Origin of the sequence: Paenibacillus sp. 2RAB27 (assembly GCF_052115445.1) — a bacterium.
In the GTDB taxonomy this organism is placed as follows: domain Bacteria; phylum Bacillota; class Bacilli; order Paenibacillales; family NBRC-103111; genus Paenibacillus_E.
In genome coordinates this window covers 23,157-42,508 of sequence record NZ_JBFRGR010000002.1, presented here as the reverse complement: position 1 = coordinate 42,508, position 19,352 = coordinate 23,157, and the positions used below count along the sequence as shown (strand labels likewise).

Here is a 19,352-nt window from a genome sequence, read left to right as displayed (position 1 = left end):
CTTGTCTGAAGAGATGGATATTATGGATCATCTTATCGTATCGATCCAATCTGGCAGATATGAGCCGCATGATAAATTGCCTTCTGAGAACGAGCTTGCTGATGCTTACAAAGTGCCCCGAATTACCGCTCGGAAAGCCTACGAACGGTTGCAAGAGCTTGGTTACATCTACTCCAAGCAAGGGAAAGGCAGCTTTGTGCAAGACAGAAACCTGCGTATCCCTTTGGTTCTAAAAACGAATAAGAGCTTTAGCCAGAAAATGACCGAGCTTGGCTATGAATATAAGTCAACTAATATATTCTGCGAGTCGATTGAATTCAACAATAAAATTTATGAGTCACTGGGCGTTAGTGAAAATGAACGTGTATTTAGAATCGGCCGTCTGCGAATCATTGACGGCAGACCCATTGCACTTCATATCTCATTCGTTGCAGAAACTTCATTTCCGTATATTGAACAAGAAGGTAAGGAGATTACCTCCATGTTCTACTACTATCAAAGCAAAGGTTATCAACACTTAAAATCGTCGGAGACTACCTTGCGATTGGCGCATCCATCGAAATATGAGCGTGAGCTTCTATCCTGTTCCTCACTCATTCCATTGTTGGTCCTAGAATCCGAATGTATCGATGAAAAAACGGGTCAAACTTTGGAATACAGCAAAACGATGTACCGTGGAGATGTTTTTACCTATGTGATTTAGCCCTGATCTTTACACAAACTTAACTGCCGCTAACCTGGCAACAAGATAGAGTAGGTTTTGAGAAATAAACAAGTTAACAGGAAGGGGCTTTCAAATGAATCGAAAGCAACGGACAGAAATTTTGATCCATGGTTCAGCCCAACTTACATCGGCTATGGCGAATGACATTAAAAGCAAATATCATATCGCTGTTATTGAGGAGCCTAATCATGGTCTTGTGATGGTTCAGGTAAGAGAAACTGCACAGAAGAGCTTGTTTTACCTAGGAGAGGTGCTTGTAACGGAGTGCAAGGTTCGGATCGAAGGAGCCTTAGGAATGGGCATCATCAAAGGAGACGAACCAGATAAAGCCTACGAATTGGCTGTTATCGACGCGGCGTATGCAGCCAATTTGGAAGAAACGGCGTCTTGGTTAGTTGAATTGCAAAGGGAAAGTCTGCTTATTGCGTCATCACGCGAAGCGAAGCAAAGAAAGCTACTGCAAACCAAAGTGGACTTTGAAACGATGGATGAAGATTGAAAGGAGAGAATGAAACATGCTAGATAAAGTTCACGACATCCAGACAGCTTATCGTCATGTCATTGATGTCATGTCGAGGCCAGGAACGATTGCTGATCTCTCTGAAGAAGCGGGGAAGCTTAATCAGACGCTAGAGTGCTTAGCGGCAACTTCGATTCTAGCGCATATGCTGCTCGATACGGAGGTCACGTTCAAGGTAGTATCTGAACGTGAAAGCAAGATGGCTCATTTACTGAGTCAACTAACCTATGCCAAGGAAGCTGAGTTGGAGAAGGCGGACTTCATCTTTATCCTGCTTGATGCAGCTCCTGGGAGTTTGCTGCAAGCCCTTGAAGCGGCCAAAATCGGTGATCTGCAGGATCCCCACCGCTCCGCGACCATCATCATTGAAACAACTAGTTTATTGGCTCAAGAAATCAAGGTGCGGATGACCGGGCCTGGCATTCAGGCGGAAACGAAAATAGAGATCGCCATGAACGAAGATTGGTTGGATATCCGGACACAGCGAAATAGCGAGTATCCGTTAGGAATAGATTTGATTTTTGTGGATGATTCCCACCACATTTGGGCTTTACCTAGAACCACTCAGATTGTGAAGGAGGAGTTCTAATTATGGGTTATGTAGCGGTTAAAGGCGGTACACGTGCAATAGAAGAATCTCTGAAACGCATGCAGTTCGAACGTTTACGACTAGGGAAAGTACTGAGTGTCGATGCCATCGAAGCAGGAATGAGAGGGCTTATTGATCAAGTGATGTCGGAGAGCAGCATGTATAGTGAGCAGCTTGCGGCGCTTGCCATCAAACAGGCGGAAGGTAATCCGGAAGAAGCTGTCTTTCTACTAAGGGCATATCGTTCTACGCTCCCAAGAAAGCATTACTCCAGAACAGTGGCACCGGAGGAAATGCGCGTTGATCGAAGAATATCAGCTTCGTTTAAAGATATCCCTGGCGGGCAAATTTTAGGCGCATCTGCCGATTATTCACATCGTCTCCTAGACTTTGATTTAATGGATGAAACGGAAGATCAAGTAGCTGAATGGTTGGAATCCTATCAGCTTATAGATAGGAATGAGAAGGAAGATCTGGACGGACGACTACCCAAAGTATTGGATTATTTGAGAAAAGAAGGTCTCATTGCTGATTGTCCAATCGATAACACGGAACCAGACGATGTAACCCGCACGAGCCTGACGTTCCCGGCTTCACGAAGTGAGAAACTTCAGATATTGACCAGAGGTCAGACAGGCGCCGTCACTTCCTTAGCGTATGCGGTTATCCGCGGCTACGGAATGGTTCATCCAACCGTTGGTGAATTGCGTGTTGGCGATATTCCGGTGTATATAGATACCCCGCTGGACTCTTCTCACGAAGAGGAAGAATCCTATTATATCGGCGACATTAAGGTGACAGAAGTGGAGATGCTGGTTCCAGTTACCGTGGAGAAAGAGAATGGCAGGAAGGAACTTCAACTAGAGTTCGGTTACGGTCTCTGTTATGGACAGAATGAAACGAAAGCTATTGCTATGAGCATTTTAGATAAAAGTCTTGAAAAGGGCGACAAGCTGATTCCGACGCAAAATGAGGAATTTGTCCTCTTCCATATTGATTCCGTAGAATCAACTGGTTTTATTTCTCACTTAAAGATGCCACATTATGTAACATTTCAAGCTAAGCTCAATGATGTTCGCAAGACGAGAAAACGCTCAGCTGATCCAAACCAGGAGGGGTAAAGCACATGCGAATTCAATACAACTTTGCATTTTTGGACGAAGGATCGAAGAGAGAAATCCGGCGTGCCACACTGAAGGCAATTGCAATTCCAGGTTACCAGGTTCCCTTTGCATCACGAGAGCTGCCGATTGGGCGCGGATGGGGAACAGGGGGCTTACAACTGACTTTGTCATTGATCGGGAAAAACGATGTGCTTAAAGTCATTGACCAAGGCACCGATGAATCGGTTAATGCGGTAAGTATTAAGAAACTGATTCATAAGACGACAGGGGTTACTGCGGTTGAAGCTACTTCGGAAGCCACCCTTATTCAATCCCGCCACCGGATTCCGGAAATTCCGCTTACCTCGGAGCAAATTTTCGTTCTACAAGTTCCTATGCCTGAACCATTGCGCATGTACGAATCCAGTGAACGTGAAACAAAGCGGTTGCATGGGGAAAAAGACTACAGTGGCGCATGGTTGATGTTATTCGAACAAATAATGAAGTACCGCAATGTGTCTACGGGGGCTGATCATCCTGTCATGGTGCATGATCGCTATGTGATGGCGCCAAGCCCGATACCCAAGTTCGATAATCATAAGTTGAATTACTCGGAAGCGTTAATTTTATTGGGAGCCGGTCGTGAAAAGAAAATTTATGCCGTTCCGCCCTACACACAAGTCGTTTCATTGGCATTCGACGATGTTCCGTTCGAGCCAGAATCGTTCTCCGATGTGTCTTGCAAGCTATGTGGAGCAACGGAAGTTTTCATGGATGAGTTATATAACGAAGAAGAAGATATTACGTTCTATCAATGCAATGATTCGAGCTATTGCTTGGATCGGTTGAACCAAAAGATTTTCTAAAGAGGAAGAGGAGGCGCTTAGATGAGCCCAATCGCACCCCCTATTATGCGTGTGAGCCATTTGGATAAACGATTCGGTACTGGCTGTGAACAGTGCAACAATCAGGAGCAAAGAAAGTTGGAAAATAACTACTGCAGGTCTTGCGGAACCGTCTATGCTTGTCAGGACATTTCGTTCGATCTATATCCCGGTGAGGTGCTGGGTATCGTTGGTGAGAGCGGAAGCGGGAAGTCGACACTCATGCGATGTCTTTATTTCGACCAAGAAGTCAGCGGCGGTGAGGCTTATCTGCAACCGTATCAACAAGGCGAGAGAAACCTATTTCAAGAATCATCTCAGCAAAAAAAGTATATCCGTAATCATCTTATGGGTAAGGTGTATCAAAATCCGGTTCTAGGCTTACGAATGGAATTCTCCTCGATCGGCAATATTGCCGAGAAAATGATCGCTGCCGGACATCGACAGGTATCAGCAATGGAAGCACGGGGAAGCGAACTCCTGGAAAAGGTTCATATTCCCGTATACAGGAAGATGGAAGCACCGAAGAACTTCTCGGGTGGCATGCAGCAGCGTGTTCAAATTGCCAAAGCCCTTTCCAATAATCCTCCGATCCTACTTTTGGATGAAGTAACGACTGGACTTGATTTATCTGTGCAAGCGAATGTGTTGGACCTTATTAAACACCTACAACGCGAATTGCAAATTAGTATGCTGCTTGTATCTCATGATCTTGGTGTCATCCGAATGTTGGCGGACCGAACCATGGTTATGTTGGATGGGCATGTCGTTGAACAGGGATTGACGGATCAGATCCTTGAGGATCCACAACATGCTTATACGCAGCAATTAGTGCACTCACTACTATAGAGAATCAAATTGTAAAAGGAGGATTTGAAATGTATCTGATAACGAACGGCATCTTGATTACGGAACATGCAATGTTAGAAGGTTATGATCTACTGGTGGTGGAGGATCGTATCGCACGTATAGCTCCTACAGGCGAGATCCATATGGAAGATGGCGTGGAAGTAATTGATGCATATGGGGCCTATGTGGGACCAGGCATGATCGACATTCACTCGGATTACATTGAGCACATGACGGCGCCAAGGCCGACTTCCCTGTTTAACTTCAAGTTAAGCATACGCGAAACAGAAAAGGAACTCATCTCACATGGGATAACAACGATGTATCACTCCTTGTCAATCTTCAAGTCTGCGGATTATAAGTATCGTCCAATTCGCGAACCTGAAAATGTGCGCAAACTGATTGACTTGATTGAAGAGACGCACAATAGCAAGCATCTCATCCGCCATCGTTTCCATGCCAGATTTGAAATTGATAATGTAGATCAAATCGATAATTTAAAAAATTACATCCAAGAGGAGAAAGTACATCTCGTTTCTTTCATGGATCACACGCCAGGTCAAGGGCAGTATAGAGATCTTGAAGTGTATATCAAAAATGTGCGCGGCTACGATCATGTGAGTGATGAAAATATCGCGGTTCTACTCGCAAGTCATCAGACGAAGGAAAAGATGACAGAAGACGCGATTCGCGAGATCGCTGGAATGGCACAAGCAAGGAACATTGCGATTGCTTCGCATGACGACGATTCACTGGAAAAGCTGGATATCGTTCAAAGTTTTGGTACGACAATAAGTGAATTTCCGATCACGTTAGATATCGCTCGCAGAGCCAAGGAAAAAGGACTTCATACGGTTGCCGGTGCTCCTAACGTCATTCTAAGAGGCTCACACAGTGGTAATTTGTGTGCAACCGAAGCGATACAAGATGGCTGCATTGACATTTTGTGCAGTGACTACTATCCAGCATCCATGCTTCATGCGGTATTCCAACTGGCAGGCCCTCAGCGGCAAGACCTAGTGGAGAAGTTCAAATTGGTCACTCTGCACCCTGCTCAGGCTGTGAACATTGATGCAGATTACGGCTCCCTTCAGGAAGGTAAGAAAGCCGATCTGCTCTTCATAGAGCTTTTAGATATGGACGACTTCCCCGTTGTAACGACCGTTTTCGTTGACGGTAAATTAATACAAAAAACGAATTATAGGGATTAACAGGAGGTGAAAAGGGTATGGAAAACCTGCTGTCAATTGAACATTTGACCAAATCGTTTACATTGCACAACCTCAATAAGCATATTCCAGCGGTGGAAGATGTTAATTTGTTTCTGAAGGAAGGCGAGTTCATCGGTATTACCGGTAAAAGCGGTAGTGGTAAATCCACAGTCCTTAAATGTATTTATCGAACGTATTTGCCTAATGCTGGACACCTTTGGTATAACTCGGAGAGGTATGGCACCATCGATTTGGCTGCAGCGAGTGAGCGGAGCATCATTGAGCTTCGAAAGCATGAAATCGGGTATGTATCTCAGTTTCTGAATGTGATGCCTCGAACAACGGCAAGGGAGCTTGTACAGAATGCCATAGTGGAAATGGGACACCCAAGGGACTACGCCGAGGTGGAGACAATTAAGATCCTAGAGCACTTTGAGTTGGACCACAGTCTATGGGACAGCTACCCGGCAACCTTCTCTGGTGGGGAAAAGCTGCGGTTAAATATTGCTAGAGCGATGGTCAAGCGCCCGCGATTGTTGCTTCTCGATGAACCAACGGCTAGTCTCGATAACAGCTCGAAACTGAAGGTCAAGCTTCTAATCGAACAGTTGATGAAGCAAGGCACAACCATGCTGGGTATCTTTCATGACCTTGAATTTATGGAGAATTTGTGTGATCGGGAGTATCAAATAAGGAACGGTACATGTGCAGTAGCAGAGAAAACGAAATAACTTACAACATCTTAAAATTAGCGGAACATTCTGAAAATAAATGAGCACTATACTGGGCTTGTACGTAAAATACGATTGAGATGATCAGGAGGAGTTCATAAGTGAAAAAGATGATGTCGCTCATTATTTCAATATCTCTGGTTGCGGTTGTAGCTGGTTGTGGTTCCAAATCGGGAGAAACAGAAAAAGCTTCCGCGGTTGTAAAGACGAAAGACACCATCACGATGGTGTGGTATCCGAATGAGTCTGGTGCAGATTTGAAAAATGCACGGGATGAATTAGGGAAAGTGATTGAAACAGCGACAGGAAAGAAAGTTGAGCATAAAACAACTACGGACTACATCATTGCGATCGAGGCGATTGCTAACGGAAGTGCGGATGTTGCTTTTATGGGTCCACAAGGCTATGTGGAAGCCAATGCTAAAAACAAAAAAGTTCAACCACTTGTTGTTTCTAGCGGGGAGTCAGGAACACTGGATGATGCTGTTTACTTCAGTTGGATAAATGTACGTAAAGGTGAGGAAGCTCCCTATAAAAATAGCAATGGCTTTGGTATCGATCCGATAGCTGGCAAGAAATTCTCATTCGTTTCCAATTCCTCAACATCTGGCTTTAAAGTACCATCAGCTGGAATTATCAGTTATTTCAGCAAACAAGACAAATTCAAGAGTCTAACACCAGACGATTTGCTTCAAGGCGGTAAGGATAAGTTTTTCACTGAAGTGATGTACGGAGGCTCGCATCAAGGGTCTGCTGTGAATCTACTTACGGGCAAAGCAGATGTAGCAGCCTTCTGCGATACTTGTGTGGCTAATTATGTTGAGCTTGAATCTGGAACAGCTAATAAGCCAGGCGCTGTGTACAAAGTGAAACAGGGAGCAGCGGAACCTTTTAACACGCTAATTGGCAAAGAGTTTACGATTATCTCTTCTACACCGGTGCTTAACTCACCATTTGCTATCAATACGGGGACAATTAGTGTTGAGGATCAGAAGAAACTTCGAGATGTCTTTACTTCAGATGCAGTAACCAAGAATCCAATGGTGTTCCTGCCGAAAGATTCAAAGGATTCTGGCTTATTCAAGCAAAAGTCAGGTAAAGAAAAATTTCTACCTGTTGAAGATGCGTGGTTCAATCCAGTGAGAGAACTATCTAAGTGAGAAAGATGATTTCGCCGGCTTATATAACTTATTGAGGGAGCGCCCATGACAAAGTTATTGGAATTCAAGCAGGTGTCCAAACAATATGGGATAGGTACAAGCGCGTTATCAAATGTTAATTTTACAGTTAGAGAGGGAGAGTTCGTTTCGATTATCGGACCCTCCGGTGCAGGTAAGTCGACACTGCTTCGCTGCATGAACCGTATGATTGACGCCAGCAACGGTAAGATCATTTTTGACGGGGACAATATCATGGATTTTAACAATAGGGAATTAAAACGGCTGCGTACACGGATGGGCATGGTATTTCAACATTACAATTTAGTAAACAGATTAACTGTGATTGAGAATGTTCTTCATGGAAGACTTGGGTACAAGTCAACGTTGGAGGGAGTTCTCGGGCTGTATACGAAGGAAGAAAAGCACCATGCGTACGCTGTTTTAAAAATTCTTGGCATTGAAGATCAAGCTTATAAGCGATGTGACCAGCTAAGCGGCGGGCAAAGACAACGTGTTGGTATAGCGCGTGCGCTAGTACAGGATCCCAAATTAATGCTCTGTGATGAACCGATAGCATCCCTTGACCCGAATGCCTCCAGAGTTATCATGGATCATTTGCGCAACATTTCATCCACGATGGGAATTACCATTATTGTTAACCTTCATCAAGTGGAAGTAGCGCTTAAGTATTCAGACCGGATTATTGGTGTGAACAAGGGGGAGATCGTCTACGACGGACCTCCTTCAAGCATTAAGCACCAGCAGTTATCCATGATCTACGGTGCAGAGCTTGAGGAACATGCCGATAAGATGGAGAGCAGCTATGCAGGATAATTTCTTTCTTCGCAAACGGATGAATACGATGCTCTTCTGTGCCATTATGCTGGTCATTACGGTGATTGCCATAATCATTACGGAGTATAATGTCATTAAAGGCTTTACCTCGATACCGAAAGCAGCGGAATGGGCCTTTAACAATTTTTATCCCAATGAGAAAGCATTAAAAAAGCTTCCCGATATTGCAACAAGTCTGGTTGAAACGTTGCTCGTTTCCATAGCTGCAACTACGGTTGCCGCAATCTTCGCATTGTTATTCGCCATAGCTGGTTCCCATACAACGGGTGTCGGCGGAGTTTTCAGCTGGATCAGTCGATCCATAGCTACCTTATTTCGCAACATTGATGTTGCCGCATGGTCGATGATTCTATTGATTTCTTTTGGGCAAAATGTGCTAACGGGGTACTTCGCTCTGTTCTTCGGTTCGTTCGGATTCTTGACCCGTGCCTTTATGGAGTCCATTGATGAAGTAAGCAACAGTTCTGTGGAAGCTTTAAGGGCTACAGGAGCAAGCTATTTTTCAATTATTTTTCAATCGGTTATTCCATCTAGTATGCCCCAATTGCTTAGTTGGATCTTGTTTATGGTAGAAACGAACATCCGACACGCTACTTTAATTGGCATTTTGACAGGAACGGGCATTGGCTTTCTGTTTAATCTCTACTACAAAAGCTTAAATTATAGCTCAGCATCTTTGGTTGTCATTTTCATCGTAATTACGATATTCCTTATAGAATCGGTTTCTAATTACGTCAGGAAGGTGATTTTGTAAATGGGACTTCAGGAAGCCATTAGAGCCGTCTCTGACAAGGATATGGAACGGTTTAAAGTTCTTCAGAAACGCAGGAGGACTATACCATTTAATAAGCAAGCCTTTGTGATTCGATTAACGTTATTGGTATTGGTCGGATTGACGATCTATGGATTTATTACATTTGATTACAAGGATATTCAAATGCTGCAAGCCATTTCTCAAACAGCTCTAACGATTAAGACGATGTTTTTTCAACCAAGTCTTCATCACTTTACGTTTATTGAGGCGCTTCAGCAAATCACGATTACGCTAGGACTAGCATTTCTAACAACTCTGTTTGGTGCCATTATCGCGCTATTTCTAGGCTTGTTGGCTGCCTCAAATCTAAGCAATCCGAAGCTGTCGCTCATCATTAAAGGTGTTGTGGCTTTCATCCGAGCAGTTCCAACGGTATTATGGGTGTTGATTTTTGCCATTGCAGCAGGTCTTGGAAGTGTGGCGGCCGTGATTGGCATGACGTTTCATTCTATCAGCTACTTGGTCAAAGCTTATTCGGAATCATTCGAGGAACTGGATAAGGGAACGATTGAAGCCTTGAAGGCAAGTGGCGCAAATTGGTGGCAAATTGTTTTTCAAGCCGTGATTCCTTCTTCAGTCAGCTATTTAATTTCATGGACCTTCATGAGATTTGAAATCAATTTTGCAGTCGCGGTAGCAATGGGAGCAGCAGCAGGTGCTGGTGGTATTGGTTACGATATGTTCATGGCGAGTTCCTTTTATTATGATGTAAGAGAAATTGGGGCCATTACGTATTTTATTCTCGCTTTTGCCATTCTTATTGAAATCATTGCCTCGAGAATCAAGAAGAAATTAAGGGTTCATGCATGAAGCTTGCGGGAAATAGGAATCGAAAGTAACTAACGGCTGTCGTTCGGTGTTCATAACCGGGTGGCAGCTTTTATGTTAACAATAGTATGACGTAGTTTTAATCTCCAATTAACAGGTAGCTTGTATAGTATAAAGAGGGACCCGAATATACAAATAGGGAGATAACAACTATGGGCATTCATACTTATTTTAGGTCTTTAAATGAGCTAGAGAGAATCATTCGATGTCCAGGGAAGTTCAAGTTTGAAGAACATAGTGTCGCGGCTCATTCATGGAAAGTTGTTCAGTATGCCAAAACATTAGCGGATATCGAAGAGAAAAATGGTGCAATAATTAACTGGAAAAAGCTTTATGAAATTACCAGCAGTCATGATTATGGTGAAATCTTCATTGGAGATATCAAAACGCCTGTCAAGCATGCGTCACACGAGCTTCGATTATTGATACAACAAGTAGAAGAAGGAATGGTCTATAACTTCATTGAGGAACATATTCCCGCAGAGTTTAAAGAGACGTTCCATAAACAACTGCAGGAAGGTAAAGATGGTTCAATCGAAGGGCTCATTTTGGAAGTTGCGGATAAAATGGATCAAGTGTATGAGGCTTTTGCTGAGATCCAAAAGGGAAATACAGAGAAAGAATTCGTTACGATGTATCGAAATGCATTAATAAAAATCAAAAACATTGATTTATTCTGTGTAGACTATTTCTTAACTAACATTCTCCCCGATATGGTCAATGATGAGATGGTTTCACTTGTTGACATCAAAAGGATAACGGAAGAGGCGTTGGCTGACGTTCAAATCGAGGCAGGAAGATTGGGATATAGGGCAGGAAATCGAACGGTAGCCACGATGTCAGTGAATGAAGTGTATCAATCATGAACATACGTAAGGAAAAAGCATGTTCGATCAATGAGATCATTGATGAAACATGCTTATTTTTGTTCTGTCCGCAGGCAATTAGAAGGGGAATACACCTATTTCCAGCAGCTTGATGCCTGATCGGCATAGAAAGCGATAAGTTGTGCATACTAAACCAGGTAATTGGGGCGATGCACATTTCTTCGAAAGTTAACGTTGACGTTAACGTTTATTAGGATTATGATAATCACATAGCGATAGAAATCGATGTGGATGGGAGTGTATACATGGATAAATTCAAAATTGATGATGTAGCCAAAGAGAGCGGATTGACGAAGCGAACGATTCGATACTATGAGGAAATTGGCGTATTATTTCCACCAGAACGAAGTGAAGGCGGCATGCGCTTATACACGCGTAAGCATATCGAAAGATTGAGTCAAATCGTGAATGCCAGAGATGTCCTCGGATTTTCACTCATGGAGATTCAGGATTTCGTAGCGATTCGCGAGAAAATGGGCGAACAAAAAGAAGTGTATTTGAAAACCGGGGAAGCTGAGCAAAAGCTGCAGCAGCTAAAAGAGATGAAGATCATGGTTGACCAACAGCTAGATATGGTGGATCAGAAGCTCAACAAAATGACTGAATTTCGTAAGGAAATTGAACACCTTCAGAAACGAATCAACGATGGTATCACTAAAATGTCAACATAAAAGGAGTCTTTCGTAATATGCAACCTACAGCTACAAGTAAGGCCAATACGGCTGCAGAGCCGCATCAGAATGCGCAGAAAGTCAGTATGTTTAGTCAACCGAAAGCGGTATGGGCGGTCGTTTTCGCCAGTATTATCGCTTTCATGGGTCTCGGTCTTGTCGATCCGATTTTGCCCGCTATCGCTAAGAAGCTCCATGCTTCCCACAGTGATGTTACCTTGTTATTCACGAGTTATAACGCAGTCATGGCTGTAGCCATGCTGATCACAGGCGTCGTCTCGTCCCGCCTAGGCATCAAAAAAACACTGCTCGCTGGCATCGTCATCATTGCCCTCTTCTCGGCATTGGGTGGTATGTCAAATAGTATTTGGAGTCTTGTTTGGTTACGTGGGGGATGGGGGCTCGGTAACGCGCTATTCGTCGCTACCGCATTGTCCGCGATTGTATCTTTGTCCAAAACAGGCGTCGCACGTTCCATTATCTTGTTCGAGGTAGCCGTTGGTCTGGGGATCTCCGTTGGCCCGCTATTAGGGGGAGAGCTGGGTGCTATCTCATGGAGAGGTCCATTCTTCGGCGTAGCCGGTCTCATGGTCATTGCTTTCTTCATGATTCTATTTATTATGCCTAAACCGCAAACGCAAATTCGTCCCAAAAAAGCTTCATTGGCCGATCCATTCCGCGCCTTGAAATTCAAAGCACTTCGTACATTCGGAATAGCAGCTTTTCTTTATAACTTCGGATTCTTCACCTTGCTTGTATATGCCGCATTAGTCTTGGGCAAGTTAGGATTGGATGAGCATCAACTTGGTTACGTCTTCTTAGGCTGGGGACTTATGCTTGCCTTTACCTCTGTCTTTACAGCGCCGAAGCTTCAGAAACGCTTTGGAACAGTGCCTTCCATGTGTGTTCAATTACTTTTATTCGCTGTTACTTTGTTTGTCATGGCAAATTGGACAACGGACAAAACCGTTATTATCGTCGCAGTTATCGTCGCGGGTGCTTTCTTAGGAAACAATAATACCTTAATCACGACCGCAGTCATGAATGCAGCGCCCGTCGAACGACCAACGGCTTCTGCAGCCTATAGCTTCTTGCGTTTCATCGGAGGCGCCATCGCTCCATTCCTAGCAGGTAAGCTGGCTGAATGGTTCAACCCGCATATGCCGTTTATTGTCGGCGGTGCATGTGTTGTTGTCGCGGTCATCTATCTTTGGCTGAACCGTCAGCATTTGAAACACGTGGATGAAGTCGAGAGCGCACATTAAAATATTCGGAGAGCCCGCTAATCAGCGAGGCTCTTTTTGGTTCTAGACCAATTAACGGGATGGACAAGCAAAATGTTCAGGAATATGGTGAAAGTGGGGAATCCCATTGTTCGAATTGTTCATAGAACTTGAGATAATTCACTATGAAACAGCTCATGAATCCACTAACATTAACTTTAGTTGGTGATGGAATGGGGGGTGAACATAAGGCAGTAAGATGAATGTCCCAGTAGGATTGAAGTACCGCTTGTCTCAGTTCAGAACGAAAGGATGAGAGCCGTGTACGTTCATTCAAATGAAAAATACGTAGGGAAGCTGTTCATTGTAGGATTGATTGTTGTGCTATTCCTATCCTTGTTTTTGACCACACAAAAGGCTGAAGCTGCAAGCGTTACCATTCCAAGTAATGGCGTTCAAATAAAGGATAGTGCAGGAAATCTGTTGCAAGCACATGGCGGAGGAATTATTAAAGTAGGATCGTATTACTACTGGTTTGGCGAGAATAGAAGTGGAGATAACTTAGTTGCCTGTTATCGCTCCACGGATCTCAAAACATGGGAATTCCGCAACAATGTACTCAAACATTCGTCAGATCCAGAACTCGCGACTGCGAATATTGAACGGCCAAAAGTCATTTACAATGCCTCTACAGGTCAATTCGTCATGTGGATGCACAAAGAAAATGGCGTTGATTACAGCGAAGCAAGAGCAGCAGTTGCGTACTCCTCCACCGTTGATGGCAACTACACCTGGCAGGGCAGCTTCCAACCACAAGGTCAGTACATGTCTCGTGACGATACCTTGTTCGTGGATGACGATGGATCCGCCTACTTTATTTCATCTGCTAGAGAAAATTTAGATACGCATATTTATAAGCTTTCTTCCGATTACCGATCCATTGCCTCCTTAGTTCAGAAGGTTTGGGTAGGTTCTCAACGGGAAGCAGCAGCTATGTTCAAAAGGAATGGCGTCTACTTCCTCGTGACCTCGGGAGCAACTGGCTGGGCGCCGAATCAAATGAAATATGGGACAGCAACTAGCATCGCAGGGACATGGAGTGCGCTTAGCAACGTTGGAGATGGTACTTCATTTGATTCACAGCCAGCTTACATTGTCCCTGTTCAAGGTACTTCCACAACATCCTACCTTTATATAGGGGATAGATGGGCAGGTGCATGGGGAGGCATTGTGAATGACTCGAGGTACGTATTCCTGCCGATATCCTTCCCTTCGAATACTTCTATGAGCCTTACGTATTATGACAAATTAACAATTGATACGGCGACGGGGACGATTTCGGGATCGAATTATAGCATTAATTCAACTGCGAATTATAAGATACTCAATCGAAATAGTAATAAATCACTAGCTGTTAGCGGCACGGATAAAACGCTCAGTGCAGCGCCGATTCAGCAGTTTACGGATACGACAGAGCTGTTCCAGAGATGGCAATTCGTGAAGAAAGCGAATGGTTACTACAGTATCATCAACAAACAAAGCGGCAAATATATGGATATTAACGGTCAATCCACGGCGGATGGCGCAACGAACATTCAGTATGCTAGCAATGGCGGAAAGAATCAAGAATGGCTGCTGGTTGATCTAGGAACTGGCTATTATGCCATTGAGAATCGCAATAGCCGTAAATTTATGGATATCAGTGGCAGCTCTACAGCGGATGGAGGACAGAACATACAATATACGTGGAATGGCGGCAATAATCAGCAGTGGACGATTAATTAATTGAAGTGTGAAGCGAGGTATGGAGCGATTCCAGGTCTCGCTTTTTTTCTTGCATAATGGCATCGAACTGATGGAAGCGATTCTTCTGTAGCAGCCGCATCTTCCAGTTATCGTCATTTCAGCCCATGAGAAGTTTGATTTTGCCAAGAGAGCGCTCCGATTAGGTGCCAAAGATTATTTAATCAAGCCTGTAGAGTTAGATGAACTGATGCGAGTTGTCGGCAAGGCGCTCCAAGAGAAGAAGGAAATGGGCAGACTGACGCTGCAGCGTCCAGAAGCAGATCGTAGTCAAGATGGCCATTTGCTCAAAAAGAGGCACGAAGCGCTCATCGAATTGAGCGGAAGATCGGGGCACGCACGTATGCGAATACGAAGGCATACTTCGATGATGTTTTGGTAACGAGATAATTAACGCAAAAAACTTCCAGTTTAGTTAACTGGAAGTTTTTTTATCGTTAAAGATGGAAACCAACCTGTTTGTTCCTCGTAAGAGGATAGTAGCTCTGTGATTTGATAATTTTTCCTATCATGGCAAAGATTTTAAAACGTATCATTGAACTTATTCAGCAGCTCACCGAACCTTTGTTGATCTTCTTCAGTCCAATCTTGGAGATGTTTCGTTAAATACTCCAAGCGAGCTTGCTTGTTCAAAGCTAATTCCGCTGTGCCGGTATCCGTGAGTTGCATGGAATAGGCGCGGCCATCTTGCGGGTCCGGGATGCGATAGAGGTAGCCTTTTTGTTCCAGAGCAGCTGTTTGTCTGCTGATTGTCGACATGTCGAGTTGGAATTCCTCTGCCAAGGCTTTCACGCCGGCAGATCCATGTGTCGAAATCTGATGGAGCAATAGATAAGCAGCACGATCTAAATTGCCGACTTTTTTATTTGTAGTTGCAGCGATAAAACGGCGAATGAATATGCCTAATTCAACTTCAATGGTTTCAATGGGTTTTTTTGTCATTATCATAGACCTCTTTGTTAGGTGTTTGCAATCTTTTATGGTTGTATCGTAACATACACTGCATTATTTGAATATCTTCCAAAGTAGGGGTGATCGACTGTCTCTTAAGGATTGACTTCATCCGACATAGTTGTATAATGCAAGTATATAGTGTCATCATACTTCTTGTTAGAATACAAGGCAACTATAGACGGGAGAGGACACAATTTGAAAGCTAAGGAAATCATGGTAAGTCAGGTGTATAAAGTAAAAGAAGGGGATACAGTTCGCGCGGTTATTGAGAAGTTTCTCATGCACCGAATTAGTGGACTTCCTGTTGTCAATGATCGGAATGAAGTTGTGGCCTACATCAGTGATGGGGATATTATGCGATATATCGGCAAGCATGATGATTATATATTTGGTTCGTATCTCTACACGGCTGTGATCAAAGGGGATAATGATGAATTTCAAGATCGAGTGCGCAACTTGCTTCCTTTAAATGTGATGAAAATAGCACAGAAGAAGGTGATTGCTGTAGATGCAGAAGAAGATATTGAGCAAATCGCAGCGATTTTGGGGAAAAAACGAATAAAAAAGCTACCCGTTCTGAGAAGAGGCGTGTTGGTAGGCATTATTAGCAGAGGAGATGTGATTCGGCATTCCTTCCAGTCCATTTTACCACATTAGAAAGTATAAGTTTTCGATTCTCGAAAACGTCGTGCTAATTGGCGATAAAAACAACATTTAAAACGCGGTCGCACATCCTCGAAGGACTTCGATAGAAGTTTTTCTCATGAGATGTAAATGAAAGGAGCTATCTGTATGTTGGAGCGGCTCAGGCATAGATTATTTTTATTTCCATTATTTATTGTGATTAAAATTTATGTAGCTTGGATGATTTTATTTGAAACAGGACCATCGGCAAGGATTCTTTTGACAGAAATACCGGCGATCTTAATTACGTATTGTGTGGTTGAATATGTTGTCAAAAAGCATAAACTCGCTTGGTATCTCGCAATTGACCTCATAATAACTATTTTGTTTTTTGCACTTGTTATTTATTATAAGCATTTCGGAGTTATCGCTACGTATCACGTTTTAACCCAAGCCAAGCAAGTCGGTGCGGTCAAAAAGAGTATATTCTCTGTGATTGAGCCCCAGTATTTGCTGTTCTTCTTGGATATCGTGATTGTTGCTTTCTTTGCATTTTTCAAGCCGAAAACGAGAGAATGGAAGCCTCTTAGCTTGAAAATCGTGGCTAGTGTCGCTTGCTTCTCCTTATTACTTTGTGCACTTAGTGTGATTCCTAACCGCAGTTCCTTCAATGAGAATGTGAAGGCGTCCAAAATGGGCATATTAAACTATGAAATGTATAACCTGCTTTCACAGAAGAAAGAAGAGATCATTAGTCCAGATCAAATTACACAGTCTGCGATCGACGATTTGAAGAATAAAGTTGCTGTCGTGGAACCAACGTTACATGGCGCAGCGAGTGGTAAGAATTTGATCATCATTCAAATGGAGTCCTTCCAGAACTTCCTCATCGGTTTGAATATTGATGGGACTGAAGTTACCCCCAACCTGAACCGGTTGGCTGAATCCAGCTACTATTTCCCAAAATTTTATCAGCAAATTGGTCAAGGGAATACATCGGATGCCGAATTTATCGTGAACACGTCGTATTACGTACCACCGGATGGCGCGGCTACACAAGTCTATGGGAAGAAAGATTTACCCAGCCTTCCGAAGCTTCTTCAGAAGCAAGGCTACACAACGATGAATTTCCATACAAATGAAGTTGGTTTCTGGAATCGGGATGATTTATATCAAGCCATCGGCTATGACCGCTATTATGACAAGCAGTTTTTCAAAGATGAGGATGCCTTCTTCTATGGCTCGTCGGATGAAGTATTGTACCGGAAAACAGCGGAAGAATTAGCATCGTATCAAAATCAAGGCACACCTTTTTACGCGCATATAATCTCCATGAGCTCTCATAACCCTTTTACCATACCGGAAGAAAAATATAAAATGACCTTGCCTGAGCGGTACGAAGGCACCTTCGTTGGTGACTACATTCGCGCAGAGAATTATGCAGACTATGCACTTGGATTGTTTATCGAGGATTTGAAGAAACGGGGGATTTGGGAGAACAGTGTCGTCGTGATCTACGGTGATCACCGCGGGCTTCCCTTATTTTCTCTAAAAACGGATGACAAACATTTGATGACGGAAATACTAGGTCATGAATATAGCGAAAAGGAACTCATTAATATTCCTCTTATCATTGCATCGGAAGGCGTAACCACACCGAAAGTGCAAAGTCAGCTCGGTGGTCAAATTGACATTCTACCTACGGTTGCCAACCTTCTAGGCGTGTCATTGACAAACTATATACACTTTGGTCAAGATTTACTTAACCAGACGGCCTATAATTTATTGCCACAACGTTATTACTTGCCAACTGGCTCATTTGTAAATAAGGAAGAACTTTTCATGTCGGGCAAAGGTTTCGAGGATGGCAATTATTATACGCTTGCCGGCAATGCCAACGACCATCAATCAGCAACCGAAGATGAATTTAATCATGCGTTAAAGCTTTTGCAATTATCCGATAGTTATGTATCCCAACTCCCCGATCGTGTGGAGCCTGATTAACCTAAACCGCCTTGCGAATCTCGCAAGGCTTTTTTCATGCGTGCGAATGGCGGCCCTGTGGATTAAGTTAAGGTGATGGCATCAACTTATCTTGGGCTTTTTGCTGTTCTTGCTTGGAATAAAGTGATGACATAAAGTTAAAGTATTAAATTCTGAGAAAACGTCAGCTTATGGAGTTCTTAGCGTTATCGCGTAACGTTAATTGTAGCTGGGGAGCCTGTTGGAGCCGATTAGCGTTATACTATAACGTTATATGATGCCGCTGCACGGCCATGTTGTCTAAACGGTAGGTGCGAATGCGACTAGAGCCTGATGCAGGAAGCAGCAGCTTGGATTGGACTAACTCGTGAAGTAATTTACGTGCGTGCTGTCCCTTGATCCCAAGCAGATCACATATCTCCTGAGGCATGAAAGGTCTCTGTATTTGTATAGCGAATCGAAGAATTTCCCGCTGCTTTAATGAGAGTTTCAGTTCCGTGGTCACGCCACCACCGTATAGTTTTCCTAACACTTGCTGGATGAGTTGCTGACAGCGCCGAGGCTTCTCCTTGATCGCGTCAAGAGGGAAACGATAAATATGCCAGCCGTCTAGCATCAATTGGTTTTGTCTTTCGCGCTCATACTCAAAGCTTCGACGGGTTACATGTTTGGCATGTGAGCTGAAATCATCGACTTCCCAATTAATTAAATAGGTGGTCATGTACAAATAACTTCTCATTGTGAGCATGACCTTCATTTAATCGACGGAGAGCTTCGCCAGTAAGATTTTTCCTGTGTTTTTCCAACCATGATTCGTATAGTTCCAAGAACATTCCCCCTCAGCTGCTACGACAAAAAACACCGCGCCTTCCCCGAGTAGGGAGGGAGCGGTGTGCTTCAAGCGCGTCTATAAGTAATATCTACTATAGAGGAAAAGGA

20 protein-coding genes and 2 pseudogenes are annotated in these 19,352 nt (G+C 43.6%); 20 read left to right on the top strand and 2 right to left on the bottom strand.

From position 1 onward, the window contains the following. Position 1: 1 nt before the first annotated feature. The 18 genes and pseudogenes from AB4114_RS03165 to AB4114_RS03080 all read left to right on the top strand — a co-directional run bounded on the left by AB4114_RS03165 (position 2) and on the right by AB4114_RS03080 (position 15,234). Entirely contained in the window at positions 2-703 is a 702-nt protein-coding gene (locus AB4114_RS03165; RefSeq protein ID WP_441987097.1) for a GntR family transcriptional regulator, read from the top strand. Positions 704-797: 94 nt separating this feature from the next. Then, positions 798-1,223, top strand: a complete 426-nt coding sequence (gene phnG / locus AB4114_RS03160) for a phosphonate C-P lyase system protein PhnG (RefSeq protein ID WP_441987096.1) — start codon at positions 798-800, stop codon at positions 1,221-1,223. Between the two features lie 16 nt (positions 1,224-1,239). Next, entirely contained in the window at positions 1,240-1,833 is a 594-nt protein-coding gene (gene phnH, locus AB4114_RS03155; protein WP_441987095.1) for a phosphonate C-P lyase system protein PhnH, read from the top strand. A gap of 2 nt (positions 1,834-1,835) precedes the next feature. Then, positions 1,836-2,954: a carbon-phosphorus lyase complex subunit PhnI gene (locus AB4114_RS03150; RefSeq protein ID WP_441987094.1), complete on the top strand. Its 1,119-nt coding sequence runs from the start codon at positions 1,836-1,838 to the stop codon at positions 2,952-2,954. A 5-nt stretch (positions 2,955-2,959) separates the two neighbouring features. Beyond that, positions 2,960-3,802 (top strand): alpha-D-ribose 1-methylphosphonate 5-phosphate C-P-lyase PhnJ, encoded by an 843-nt coding sequence (locus tag AB4114_RS03145; RefSeq protein WP_441987093.1) that lies wholly within the window; start codon positions 2,960-2,962, stop codon positions 3,800-3,802. Positions 3,803-3,823: 21 nt separating this feature from the next. Further along, positions 3,824-4,669, top strand: a complete 846-nt coding sequence (locus tag AB4114_RS03140) for an ATP-binding cassette domain-containing protein (protein WP_441987092.1) — start codon at positions 3,824-3,826, stop codon at positions 4,667-4,669. A gap of 29 nt (positions 4,670-4,698) precedes the next feature. Continuing rightward, the gene (gene phnM, locus AB4114_RS03135; protein WP_441987091.1) at positions 4,699-5,880 is read left to right on the top strand and encodes a phosphonate metabolism protein PhnM; all 1,182 of its coding nucleotides are present in this window, start codon (positions 4,699-4,701) and stop codon (positions 5,878-5,880) included. A 17-nt stretch (positions 5,881-5,897) separates the two neighbouring features. After that, on the top strand, positions 5,898-6,611 hold the full coding sequence (locus tag AB4114_RS03130; protein ID WP_441987090.1) for a phosphonate C-P lyase system protein PhnL: 714 nt from the start codon (positions 5,898-5,900) through the stop codon (positions 6,609-6,611). Positions 6,612-6,712: 101 nt separating this feature from the next. Then, the gene (locus tag AB4114_RS03125; RefSeq protein ID WP_441987089.1) at positions 6,713-7,771 is read left to right on the top strand and encodes a phosphate/phosphite/phosphonate ABC transporter substrate-binding protein; all 1,059 of its coding nucleotides are present in this window, start codon (positions 6,713-6,715) and stop codon (positions 7,769-7,771) included. A gap of 45 nt (positions 7,772-7,816) precedes the next feature. Then, positions 7,817-8,605, top strand: a complete 789-nt coding sequence (gene phnC / locus AB4114_RS03120) for a phosphonate ABC transporter ATP-binding protein (protein ID WP_441987088.1) — start codon at positions 7,817-7,819, stop codon at positions 8,603-8,605. Next, complete coding sequence (locus AB4114_RS03115) at positions 8,595-9,380, top strand: PhnE/PtxC family ABC transporter permease (RefSeq protein WP_441987087.1); 786 nt, start codon at positions 8,595-8,597, stop codon at positions 9,378-9,380. Before phnC ends, AB4114_RS03115 begins: the two co-directional genes overlap by 11 nt. Then, positions 9,381-10,250: a PhnE/PtxC family ABC transporter permease gene (locus AB4114_RS03110; protein ID WP_441987086.1), complete on the top strand. Its 870-nt coding sequence runs from the start codon at positions 9,381-9,383 to the stop codon at positions 10,248-10,250. It abuts the gene before it with no gap. A 170-nt stretch (positions 10,251-10,420) separates the two neighbouring features. Next, positions 10,421-11,044 (top strand): annotated as a pseudogene (locus AB4114_RS03105) (YfbR-like 5'-deoxynucleotidase); the annotation flags it as partial. Between the two features lie 356 nt (positions 11,045-11,400). Continuing rightward, positions 11,401-11,826: a MerR family transcriptional regulator gene (locus AB4114_RS03100; protein WP_441987085.1), complete on the top strand. Its 426-nt coding sequence runs from the start codon at positions 11,401-11,403 to the stop codon at positions 11,824-11,826. A 17-nt stretch (positions 11,827-11,843) separates the two neighbouring features. Continuing rightward, on the top strand, positions 11,844-13,091 hold the full coding sequence (locus AB4114_RS03095) for an MFS transporter (RefSeq protein ID WP_441987084.1): 1,248 nt from the start codon (positions 11,844-11,846) through the stop codon (positions 13,089-13,091). Between the two features lie 270 nt (positions 13,092-13,361). After that, a complete protein-coding gene (locus tag AB4114_RS03090; RefSeq protein WP_441987083.1) occupies positions 13,362-14,834 on the top strand; it encodes an RICIN domain-containing protein in 1,473 nt (490 codons plus the stop codon). A gap of 106 nt (positions 14,835-14,940) precedes the next feature. Beyond that, a pseudogene (locus tag AB4114_RS03085) lies at positions 14,941-15,039 on the top strand (response regulator transcription factor); the annotation flags it as partial. Between the two features lie 3 nt (positions 15,040-15,042). After that, the gene (locus AB4114_RS03080; protein ID WP_441987082.1) at positions 15,043-15,234 is read left to right on the top strand and encodes a hypothetical protein; all 192 of its coding nucleotides are present in this window, start codon (positions 15,043-15,045) and stop codon (positions 15,232-15,234) included. A gap of 140 nt (positions 15,235-15,374) precedes the next feature. Here the strand turns inward: AB4114_RS03080 and AB4114_RS03075 are convergent, their stop codons facing one another. Next, positions 15,375-15,794 (bottom strand): MarR family winged helix-turn-helix transcriptional regulator, encoded by a 420-nt coding sequence (locus tag AB4114_RS03075; RefSeq protein ID WP_441987081.1) that lies wholly within the window; start codon positions 15,792-15,794, stop codon positions 15,375-15,377. A 207-nt stretch (positions 15,795-16,001) separates the two neighbouring features. On the opposite strand from AB4114_RS03075, the gene AB4114_RS03070 reads away from it, so the two are divergent. Both AB4114_RS03070 and AB4114_RS03065 read left to right on the top strand, forming a co-directional pair. After that, positions 16,002-16,463, top strand: coding sequence for a CBS domain-containing protein (locus tag AB4114_RS03070; protein WP_441987080.1), 462 nt, complete (start codon positions 16,002-16,004; stop codon positions 16,461-16,463). 135 nt (positions 16,464-16,598) lie between these two features. Next, complete coding sequence (locus tag AB4114_RS03065) at positions 16,599-18,434, top strand: LTA synthase family protein (RefSeq protein ID WP_441987079.1); 1,836 nt, start codon at positions 16,599-16,601, stop codon at positions 18,432-18,434. A 241-nt stretch (positions 18,435-18,675) separates the two neighbouring features. Here the strand turns inward: AB4114_RS03065 and AB4114_RS03060 are convergent, their stop codons facing one another. Continuing rightward, positions 18,676-19,134, bottom strand: coding sequence for a hypothetical protein (locus AB4114_RS03060; protein ID WP_441987078.1), 459 nt, complete (start codon positions 19,132-19,134; stop codon positions 18,676-18,678). Positions 19,135-19,352: the final 218 nt, after the last annotated feature.

What these genes read in the sequence shown, in the direction of transcription:
- phnG (WP_441987096.1), top strand. Translation starts at nt 798, where the DNA reads ATGAATCGAAAGCAACGGACAGAAATTTTGATCCATGGTTCAGCCCAA.
- phnH (WP_441987095.1), top strand. Translation starts at nt 1,240, where the DNA reads ATGCTAGATAAAGTTCACGACATCCAGACAGCTTATCGTCATGTCATT.
- AB4114_RS03150 (WP_441987094.1), top strand. Translation starts at nt 1,836, where the DNA reads ATGGGTTATGTAGCGGTTAAAGGCGGTACACGTGCAATAGAAGAATCT.
- AB4114_RS03145 (WP_441987093.1), top strand. Translation starts at nt 2,960, where the DNA reads ATGCGAATTCAATACAACTTTGCATTTTTGGACGAAGGATCGAAGAGA.
- AB4114_RS03140 (WP_441987092.1), top strand. Translation starts at nt 3,824, where the DNA reads ATGAGCCCAATCGCACCCCCTATTATGCGTGTGAGCCATTTGGATAAA.
- phnM (WP_441987091.1), top strand. Translation starts at nt 4,699, where the DNA reads ATGTATCTGATAACGAACGGCATCTTGATTACGGAACATGCAATGTTA.
- AB4114_RS03130 (WP_441987090.1), top strand. Translation starts at nt 5,898, where the DNA reads ATGGAAAACCTGCTGTCAATTGAACATTTGACCAAATCGTTTACATTG.
- phnC (WP_441987088.1), top strand. Translation starts at nt 7,817, where the DNA reads ATGACAAAGTTATTGGAATTCAAGCAGGTGTCCAAACAATATGGGATA.
- AB4114_RS03115 (WP_441987087.1), top strand. Translation starts at nt 8,595, where the DNA reads ATGCAGGATAATTTCTTTCTTCGCAAACGGATGAATACGATGCTCTTC.
- AB4114_RS03110 (WP_441987086.1), top strand. Translation starts at nt 9,381, where the DNA reads ATGGGACTTCAGGAAGCCATTAGAGCCGTCTCTGACAAGGATATGGAA.
- AB4114_RS03100 (WP_441987085.1), top strand. Translation starts at nt 11,401, where the DNA reads ATGGATAAATTCAAAATTGATGATGTAGCCAAAGAGAGCGGATTGACG.
- AB4114_RS03095 (WP_441987084.1), top strand. Translation starts at nt 11,844, where the DNA reads ATGCAACCTACAGCTACAAGTAAGGCCAATACGGCTGCAGAGCCGCAT.
- AB4114_RS03090 (WP_441987083.1), top strand. Translation starts at nt 13,362, where the DNA reads ATGAGAGCCGTGTACGTTCATTCAAATGAAAAATACGTAGGGAAGCTG.
- AB4114_RS03080 (WP_441987082.1), top strand. Translation starts at nt 15,043, where the DNA reads ATGCGAGTTGTCGGCAAGGCGCTCCAAGAGAAGAAGGAAATGGGCAGA.
- AB4114_RS03075 (WP_441987081.1), bottom strand. Translation starts at nt 15,794, where the DNA reads ATGACAAAAAAACCCATTGAAACCATTGAAGTTGAATTAGGCATATTC.
- AB4114_RS03065 (WP_441987079.1), top strand. Translation starts at nt 16,599, where the DNA reads ATGTTGGAGCGGCTCAGGCATAGATTATTTTTATTTCCATTATTTATT.
- AB4114_RS03060 (WP_441987078.1), bottom strand. Translation starts at nt 19,134, where the DNA reads ATGACCACCTATTTAATTAATTGGGAAGTCGATGATTTCAGCTCACAT.